Below are 9339 nucleotides of genomic sequence, written 5' to 3' on the forward strand. Positions count from 1 at the left end.
TTAATCAACAACTAAAGCTTATGTTTTTAGCTAAGTGAAATCATTGATTAAGAGACCTGTGCTTTTCAATAACTTTTTCAGCAGACCCTATATACAAAGTCAGCATTCATGAGGGGAACCCTGGGGCGCATTACTTCGCCCCTTTAAAAGCCGCCCCGTCCCATCGCGCTAAAAGCGAGGGTCTTCACCCCGACATTTGAGATACCTTGAGGACGCAAGTGGCAGCGTCCTCAAGGTATCTGGAAAAGGCTTTTTTCCTAGACTTTCCGAGAGTAGTATTCCACTACTAACAGTTCATTAATCGAGAGGGCAATCCATTCTCTTTCCACAACGCCATTAACTTTGCCCACAAGGGTATTTTTGTCAAATTCCAAATGACTCGGCAGGTTGGCTAAACCGGGGTATTCCATATTTCTTTTGACTAGATCCTGGGAACGCTCTTGATTTCTGACTCCAATCACATCACCCGGACGGCACTGATAACTGGCAATATCCACAACTCTACCGTTAACGGTGACGTGACCGTGATTGACTAATTGTCGCGCCCCCGGAATTGTCCCAGCCATACCGAGACGGAAAACGGTATTATCCAGACGCATTTCTAAGAGTTGCAGCAGCACTTGACCAGTGGAACCAGTAGCCCGGCGAGCTTTGCGGACATAGCGAATTAATTGTTTCTCGCTGACACCGTAGTTAAAACGCAGTTTTTGTTTTTCTTCTAGACGAATGGCATATTCTGAACGTTTTTTGCGGGCCTGGCCATGTTGCCCGGGTGCATAGGCACGACGGGCACTTTTACGGGTTAAGCCTGGTAATTCCCCTAAACGACGCACAACGCGCAAGCGCGGTCCTCTATAACGAGACATACAGACAGTCTGCTCCTATTTAAATTTATCCCAAAACTATTATCGTAGCACAAATTAAGTAATTTAGTTGGGGTGTGGGGAGAGGGGAGAACGGAGTGGGGAGAAAAAAGCTGATCACTGATTCAGGCCTGATGGCAGGTGATGTATTTTTTTCGTTAAAGATGAGGCTAATCTCTGCCATCTTAGGGCATACTGTGAGTGTAACTAAGCACTATATTACTCAGGTTGCTTTCCCACTCCTTCCCTAGCTGAATCTCTATCTTGGAGAAGCCATAGTCATGATCGAAATGAAAGTCGCTGGAATTGCCCTAGACGCTATCACTCGCAGTCCCATTGTACTGCTCAAGGATGGTTCCGAGCGTCGCGCTCTACCTATCTACATCGGACAAGATCAGGCTAAGGCCATTATGACCGTCCTCGAACAACAAAAACCCCCTCGTCCCCTCACCCACGATTTGATCGCTAATATTTTTAAAGTTTGGGACATGGATTTAGAAAAGATTATCATCCATTCTCTCCAAGATAATACCTTTTATGCTGTTCTCTGTCTCCAGCGCGGCGAAGTCAAAAAAGAAATCGATTGTCGTCCCAGTGATGCGATCGCTATTGCTCTGCGTACCAACAGTCCTGTCTGGGTAATGGAAGAAGTGATCGCTTCTGCTTCTATCCCTGTTGATCGTGACGCGGATGAAGAGGAACGTCAAGCTTTTCGCAATTTCGTCTCCAATCTTAGCCCCTCAGACCTGATCCAACGTCGCGGTGATTTTAGTGATCAGTGAAATTTCAGTCGGCAGCTTTATTCTCCCCACACTCCACACCCCACACCCCAATACCTTCTAACTGATAACTGATAACAAGGGCCGAATCTAAGACCTAATTGGTTAAGCTAAAAGCTTTGATGTGCTTAGTTTCTAACCTTCTTTTTAGGTAGGAGAATTGTCAGATTCTGTCTTTTGCACGAGTGCCTGTTGCCTCTTGCCTTCAAAAGCTGACAACTGATAACTGATAACTGATAACTGATAACTGATAACTGATAACTGATAACTGATAACTGATAACTGATAACTGATAACTGATAACTGAATCAATGCGTTATCGACGATTTGGCCGTACTAATTGGCAATTTTCGCTGTTTTCCCTGGGGACAATGCGCTGTTTGTCCTCAGAGTCGGTGTTTACCGCAACAGTTGATCGCGCCCTAGAATTGGGGATTAATCACCTAGAAACAGCCAGAGGTTACGGTAATAGCGAAGTTTTTCTCGGTCGCTACCTGCAGCGTCAAGGGGTGCGGGAGCAAGTTTATCTGACTACGAAATTGGTTCCCACTCCCGATCGCCAAACTATGGAAAAAGCGATCGCCGAATCCCTAGAACGATTACAATTAAATTACCTGGATTGTCTAGCAATTCACGGTATTAACACCTGCGAGCATTTAAACTGGATTAAAGACCCGCAAGGCTGCATGAAAGCCGTTTTTATGGCCCAAGAAGCTGGAAAAATCGGTCATATTGGCTTTTCTACCCATGCACCCCTAGAAATTATTCTGGAGACGATCAATACAGATTTCTTCGCTTTTGTCAATATCCATTACTATTTTTTTTGGCAAAGACAGCAACCGGCGATCGCTTTAGCCCAAGCAAAGGACATGGGTGTGTTTATCATTTCCCCTGCTGATAAGGGAGGTGGTCTCCACAGACCTCCCAAGAAGCTAGAGGAATTATGCGCTCCTTTTTCACCCCTAGAGCTAAATTATCGCTTTTTATTGAGCGATCCGCGCATTAATACCCTCAGCGTCGGGGCAGCGATACCGGAGGAATTAGAGGCAATTATTAACGTATGCGAAGGAGATCAGCCCCTAGATGCGGCAGAAATTGCCGTTTTTAAGCGTTTAGAGACACATTTAACCGATAAATTGGCTACAGATTTATGTAGCCAATGTTATCAATGTTTACCCTGTCCCGAAAATATTAATATCCCTGAAGTGTTGAGACTGCGGAATCTGGCAGTAGCTTACGAAATGACCGATTTTGGCCAGTATCGCTATCGAATGCTGGAAAATGCCGGTCATTGGTTCCCCGGACGCAAAGCGAATAATTGTACTGAATGCGGTGATTGTTTACCTCGCTGCCCGGAAAAATTGCCGATTCCCCAGCTGCTATTTAATACACACGAACTACTTAAAGGACCAGCGCAACGGAGATTGTGGTCATCTTAGGACGAAACCCTGAAAAATTTTTTTTGGGGATCGTCAAAGTGTAAAAACTATCTTAAGATTAACAGGTAAGAGAATTAACTTTCTTGAATTTAAAGAGACAAAAAACAAGAAATAGATTAAGGAGTAAAGGATATGGCACTCGTCCCCATGCGGTTATTGTTGGATCACGCGGCTGAGAACGGATATGGCATCCCCGCTTTTAACGTAAATAATATGGAGCAGATCCAAGCGATCATGCAAGCGGCGGCAGCCACCGATAGCCCCGTTATCCTGCAAGCTTCTCGCGGTGCGCGCAAATATGCAGGGGAAAACTTCCTGCGTCACTTGATCACCGCCGCGGTGGAAACCTATCCTCATATCCCCATCGTGATGCACCAAGATCACGGTAATGAACCCGCCACCTGCTACTCGGCGATCCGTAACGGTTTCACCAGTGTCATGATGGATGGTTCCTTAGAAGCGGATGCCAAAACTCCCGCCACCTACGAGTACAACGTTAACGTTACTGCTGAAGTAGTAAAAGTTGCTCACTCGATCGGCGCTAGTGTGGAAGGGGAACTCGGTTGCTTAGGTTCCTTAGAAACCGGTAAAGGAGAAGCGGAAGATGGACACGGTTTTGAAGGGGAATTAGATCACTCGATGCTGTTAACTGATCCCGATGAAGCGGTGGATTTCGTCGAAAGAACCCAAGTAGATGCTTTAGCAGTAGCGATTGGTACTAGCCACGGTGCTTACAAATTTACCCGCAAACCCACTGGCGAAATTCTTGCTATTAGCCGCATTGAAGAAATTCACAGCCGCTTACCCAATACTCACTTGGTTATGCACGGTTCTTCCTCGGTTCCCGAAGATCTCCTCGAATTAATCAACCAATTCGGTGGCGCTATCCCTGAAACCTACGGTGTACCCGTGGAAGAAATCCAAAAAGGCATCAAGAGTGGTGTGCGTAAAATCAATATCGACACCGACTGCCGTTTAGCAATTACCGCCGCAGTTCGGGAAGCACTTTTCAGCAACCCGAAAGAGTTTGATCCCCGTTTCTTCTTGAAACCCTCGATCACCTATATGCAGAAAGTTTGTGCCGATCGCTATCAACAATTTAGTACCGCCGGTAACGCCAGCAAAATCAAACAAATGTCCCTTGATGATTACGCAGCCAAATATGCTAAAGGACAATTAACCCAAGTCAGCAAAAAAGTTGTGGCTGTCTAGTTACTGAGAAATTAAGCGATCGCTTAATTGCACCGATCTAGTAGAATTTTTCGGGTAGTTATAGTTAACTACCCTCTTTTTTTATGGGAATCCCTTGAAGGGAAAGAGTTGCCAGATAAGAATCGATTTCAGAGAAAAGACTATACTGAAAATAATCAGCAGATCAGCACTTGATTTATAAGAGAAGCAAGATGAGAAAAAAATCGTTGTGGGTGGGATTATTGGTAGGATTTTGGTTTTGTCTAACTTGGATGGCATGGACACCCACAGCAGCCGCCTTTAGCGAAGAACAAAAATTACTACTGCAATCTTGGCGATTAGTCAACCAATCTTATTATGATGACACATTTAATCATCAAAACTGGTGGCAGGTGCGGGAACAATTCATCAAAAAACCCCTCAACGATCGGACGGCGGCCTACAATGCGATCGAACAGATGTTAGCTACTCTCGATGAACCCTTTACCCGTCTCTTGCGACCGGATCAATACCATAACCTACAAATTAGCACCACGGGGGAATTATCGGGGGTAGGACTGCAAATTAATATCAATCCCGACAATGGTTACTTAGAAGTGGTGGCCCCCCTTGCCGGTTCTCCTGCTGAGGCTGCTGGTTTGACTAGCCACGATCGCATTTTGTTTATTGATGGCATCGATACTACTACTTTAACCCTCGATGCAGCAGCGGCCAAAATGCGCGGAACTCCCGGAACAGAAGTTTCCTTAGTCATTCTTCCCGATCAAAAAAGTCAACCAAAAACCCTATCTTTAACCCGTCAACGCATTTCTTTAAGTCCAGTGGTAGCGGTTTTAGATAAAAATTCTAGTTCCTTGCCGATCGGTTATGTGCGCTTAAATCAATTTAGTGCTAACGCGGCCAAAGAAGTCTCAGAAGCGGTGACGAATTTACAAAAACAAGGAGCCAAGGGTTATATTTTGGATCTAAGAAATAACCCCGGTGGTTTACTGCAAGCGGGCATAGAAATCGCTCGGATGTGGATTAATCAGGGAACGATCGTTTATACGGTTAATCGTGAGGGAATTGCCGATAGTTTTGCCGCTTCTGGTAATGCTTTAACTGACGCGCCTTTAGTCGTTTTGGTCAATCAGGGAACCGCCAGTGCCAGCGAGATTTTAGCCGGAGCATTACAGGACAATCAACGGGGGGTTTTAGTGGGAGAAAAGACTTTCGGTAAGGGATTAATTCAGTCCTTATTCGAGTTACCCGATGGGGCAGGATTAGCGATTACCGTGGCCAAATATGAAACTCCCGCCCACCATGATATTCATAAGTTAGGAATTATGCCCGATCGAGTGGTGGCACAGGAACCGATCACCTATGAGCAAATCGGCACCGAAAAAGATAGTCAATACCAAACGGCGATTCAGTTTTTAAACCAGAAGACCATTTTAGCCAAAGCTTCCTGAGTGGGGTTTTCAGCCATCAGTTACCAGTTATCAGTTACCAGTTATCAGATGCGAGTTTTCAGGGTTCTTCGCTACTTGGTATGGTTCGATCGGGGGGCATAAATCGACTAAATACTTATCTGGCAAGAGACTTAATTGAATAGTTCGTTAGAGAGGGAAAACAATTGACAAAGATCGCATCAATGTCTTTCTCTATAAGGGTTTCATCTCTTATAACCCCCTCCATTGCATAACACAAACAAAAAGAACCGTTTTCAGTTCACTGTTTACTATTTACTGTTTACTGATCACTGAAAAAACTTCCCACACCCGACGGCATAAATCGAACAAATTAGTCATTTTTTCCATCAATATCTAAATTAAGATGGAAACCTGTTTGATGTGGCGAGAATGCTAACATCGATTAGAATTTTCCCAGTCCGGGCTTTTCAGTCTTCCAACCTTGACTTATCCTTGATCTTACCGCCATGCAGAGATATATTCGATCGCCCCTAGCCCTAACCCTGAGCATCAGCCTCTTAGCTAATTTTTTAACCGCTTGTAATAATGCCCAAACCCCAGATAACAACGCCTCTAGCCCCACCACCACTGCCCCCGGGGATCAGGGCTTAAAATTAGGGGCTTTACTGCCCATTACCGGAGATTTAGCCGCTATTGGTCAAAATATGCCCGAAGCAGCCGCCCTAGCGGTAGAGACTATCAATGCCTGTGGTGGAGTCAATGGCAAACCAGTCACCCTCGTGAAAGAAGATGACCAAACCGATCCCGCCGCCGGTGCTTCAGCAATGACGAAACTAGCGGAGGTGGATAAAGTAGCCGGTGTGATCGGTTCCTTTGCCAGTAGCGTCTCAGGAGCAGCCGTCGATGTGGCGGTGAGAAATAAAGTTATGTTAGTCTCTCCGGGTAGCACCAGTCCTGTATTTACTGACAGGGCGAAAAAAGGCGATTTTCAAGGTTTTTGGGCGCGGACGGCTCCCCCGGATACCTACCAAGCTCAAGCTTTAGCGGTCCTAGCTAAGAAAAGGGGTTTTCAAAATGTGGCCACCGTCGTGATCAATAACGATTACGGAGTGGGATTTGAACGGGAATTCGTGAGCGCTTTCGATAAATTAGGCGGCACTATCACTAATAAGCAAAATCCCGTCCGTTATGACCCGAAAGCTGCCACTCTCGATAGTGAAGCGGCGGCTGCCTTCGCTAACCAACCGGATGCTGTAGCGGCAGTCCTTTACGCTGAAACGGGCAGTTTATTACTGCAAGCGGCCTATAAACAGGGATTGACCAAAGGAGTTACCGTCCTCCTCACCGATGGGGTTTTTTCGGAAGATTTCACCAAACAGGTGGGGAAAGGAACCGATGGTAAGTCAATTATTGCTGGGTCCCTAGGCACGGTCCCCGGGGCCGACGGTCAAGCTTTAAGTGCTTTTACTACTCTCTGGAAAGAAAAGACCGGCAAGGATGTCACCGCTTTTGTTCCCCATACTTGGGACGCGGCGGTTTTATTGATGTTAGCGGCCGAGGCGGCTAAATCTAACACTGGTGAAGGGATTCAAAGCAAGATTCGTGAGGTGGCTAACGGTCCGGGGACGGAAGTAACCGATGCTTGTCAAGCCATGGAAATGATTCGCAAAGGCGAGGATATTAACTATCAGGGAGCCAGTGGCAATGTGGATATCGATGAAAATGGCGATGTGGTCGGTAGTTACGATGTCTGGACTGTCAAGGATGATGGGACTCTCAAGGTTATCGATCAGGTGACACCCAATCAGTAATTAGGGCTGGCTGAATAAATCTAAAAACCTTGCTGGATAAGACTTTTAGACTTTTTTCCCATCAAAAATTACCGGACCGGGGAGTGATCGGGGGGAAAATTCCGGGACTTTTTCCCTGAAAATTAGGTAATTTACCCCCTCAAAATCGGTAAAACCCCACACCCTGCCCCCACGAAAAACTTTTTGCCGCAAACCCTACTTATGAGGAGAGGCACTCATGCAAGAGGGAGAATAAATAATCAGTTTTTAATAACCGGATTTAGTATTTTGTGCCAAGGCTCTGCCTTGGCACAAGCAAAATTTCTTGAAGCATTTTCGGTTATTGAGAATTTTTTCGTTTCCTGGCTTTTTGTTTGCTGGTAGAGAGTAAGGGAGCGGTTAATTTTTCATAGAGTTCAAAGAGGTATTCAATACGATTTAATTCACTGGTAAAGCGTTGGGGACGATAACATAAATCAACGGCTTTGTCAAGTTTTTGGTGAGCTTTGATCAGGTCAGGAGGCATAGTTAAAGGATCGTATAAATCCGCAAGACTACTATCGGGATATTTTGCCCTTGTATCTAGCACAGCTTGAGCGCAAGTCTCGACGGTTTGTTTTTGTTTTTCGGTCGCAGTTTCAGGAAAAGGAAAATTATTATAAACGATGGTGTTTGAATAACGGTAATCACTTTTTAATCTTCCGCAAACATATTTAACCCATGCCATGTGCATTTCTGAAGTAAGAATACCAAATAAATATAGATTTGCATTTGCAACAAATAGACAACTATTATTAGCAATATAATCTGGAGTAAAGAATCCTAATGGAATATATTTTCTATTCTCCGAAGAATGACTTGGTATTAGAATATAGCTTGTTTTTGGCTGTCTATTTTCAGTAAATAATGTTGGGAACTGCGCCCACTTAATTGTCGCAATTTTAGAACTAGCCAAACGCATTTCTTTAACAGCTTCTACTCTTTTTAATAATAGGGGCAACTGCTTCAATTCTTTAGGCTGTATTTCTGTTAACCAAAAACACCAGCGTCTTTTATTATTCAGAAATTCATCAGCAGAAATAAAAGGCTTAATGAATTTTTTTCCCTCAGATTCTTGTCGAATATACTCTTCTTTTTCTTCGTTAGTCATTAAAAGATTACCACCATCAGTAGGTTGGCTACCTTTAAGCATTTCAGGCACGTTGCAAATAGGTTTTATTTTCTTTAAAATGATTAAATCATTGCCTTCTGTCAGATAAGGATTAATATTTTTAACCTTTCTTTCTGTCGGTTCACCTTTAATATCAGCATAATCAAAAATACGTTTATTCTCAATATCCTGAACACCAAAACCAATAATAACACAATGAACTACGGCGTTTCCTTTTGCTTCATTACTCCAGCTAAAAGTTAGATGGGCAAAATGAATTTTAATTTTATATTTTTGATAAAGCTCTTGCCAAAGAATCCCAACTTGTTCACCCTGAGAAATAGAATTTGTGCTAACTAAAGCGCAACGAATTAAACTATTTTGAATAAATTCAGCCGCTTTAATATACCATGCCGTCACATAATCTAAAACACCTGCTCCTTTAACTTCGCCTAAAACATGATTCATGTCAGCCTTTTGGTGGGCATTTTGTAACTGTTTCCCCACAAAAGGAGGATTTCCTAAAATAAAATTGAGCTTCTCTTTTGATATAACTTCCTCCCAATCAATCCGCAAAGCATTTCCATTAACAATCTTTGCCGCTTTCTTCAACGGTAAACGCACAAAATACTGACCAAAAGTATTACTAACCTTAATATTCATCTGATGATCAATTAACCACATTGCCACCTCAGCAACTCTTACCGCAAACTCA

At 44.0% G+C, this 9339-nt stretch carries 7 protein-coding genes; 5 read left to right on the forward strand and 2 right to left on the reverse strand.

Annotated features, from left to right (window positions below):
* Nucleotides 1-257: 257 nt before the first annotated feature.
* Complete coding sequence (gene rpsD, locus BGL89_RS10090) at nt 258-866, reverse strand: 30S ribosomal protein S4 (RefSeq protein WP_286825608.1); 609 nt, start codon at nt 864-866, stop codon at nt 258-260.
* Nucleotides 867-1144: 278 nt separating this feature from the next.
* Between rpsD and BGL89_RS10095 the strand changes: the two genes are divergently transcribed.
* From BGL89_RS10095 to BGL89_RS10115, 5 genes are all read left to right on the forward strand, one after another.
* Nucleotides 1145-1645, forward strand: a complete 501-nt coding sequence (locus BGL89_RS10095; RefSeq protein WP_286825609.1) for a bifunctional nuclease family protein — start codon at nt 1145-1147, stop codon at nt 1643-1645.
* 308 nt (nt 1646-1953) lie between these two features.
* Nucleotides 1954-3081, forward strand: coding sequence for an aldo/keto reductase (locus tag BGL89_RS10100; RefSeq protein ID WP_286825610.1), 1128 nt, complete (start codon nt 1954-1956; stop codon nt 3079-3081).
* 132 nt (nt 3082-3213) lie between these two features.
* Nucleotides 3214-4293 (forward strand): class II fructose-bisphosphate aldolase, encoded by a 1080-nt coding sequence (gene fba, locus BGL89_RS10105; RefSeq protein ID WP_286825611.1) that lies wholly within the window; start codon nt 3214-3216, stop codon nt 4291-4293.
* A gap of 191 nt (nt 4294-4484) precedes the next feature.
* Nucleotides 4485-5723, forward strand: coding sequence for a carboxyl-terminal processing protease CtpA (gene ctpA / locus BGL89_RS10110; RefSeq protein ID WP_286825612.1), 1239 nt, complete (start codon nt 4485-4487; stop codon nt 5721-5723).
* 467 nt (nt 5724-6190) lie between these two features.
* Nucleotides 6191-7495, forward strand: a complete 1305-nt coding sequence (locus tag BGL89_RS10115) for an ABC transporter substrate-binding protein (RefSeq protein ID WP_286825613.1) — start codon at nt 6191-6193, stop codon at nt 7493-7495.
* Between the two features lie 319 nt (nt 7496-7814).
* Here the strand turns inward: BGL89_RS10115 and BGL89_RS10120 are convergent.
* Nucleotides 7815-9339, reverse strand: a 1525-nt coding sequence (locus tag BGL89_RS10120) for a type IIL restriction-modification enzyme MmeI (RefSeq protein WP_353743923.1), incomplete at its 5' end; no start/stop codon positions are given.

The organism is Microcystis sp. LSC13-02, assembly GCA_002282935.1.
GTDB lineage: Bacteria > Cyanobacteriota > Cyanobacteriia > Cyanobacteriales > Microcystaceae > Microcystis.

Bases quoted from the DNA above. Each gene is read 5' to 3' on its own strand.
- rpsD (WP_286825608.1), bottom strand. From the start codon at position 866: ATGTCTCGTTATAGAGGACCGCGCTTGCGCGTTGTGCGTCGTTTAGGG.
- BGL89_RS10095 (WP_286825609.1), top strand. From the start codon at position 1,145: ATGATCGAAATGAAAGTCGCTGGAATTGCCCTAGACGCTATCACTCGC.
- BGL89_RS10100 (WP_286825610.1), top strand. From the start codon at position 1,954: ATGCGTTATCGACGATTTGGCCGTACTAATTGGCAATTTTCGCTGTTT.
- fba (WP_286825611.1), top strand. From the start codon at position 3,214: ATGGCACTCGTCCCCATGCGGTTATTGTTGGATCACGCGGCTGAGAAC.
- ctpA (WP_286825612.1), top strand. From the start codon at position 4,485: ATGAGAAAAAAATCGTTGTGGGTGGGATTATTGGTAGGATTTTGGTTT.
- BGL89_RS10115 (WP_286825613.1), top strand. From the start codon at position 6,191: ATGCAGAGATATATTCGATCGCCCCTAGCCCTAACCCTGAGCATCAGC.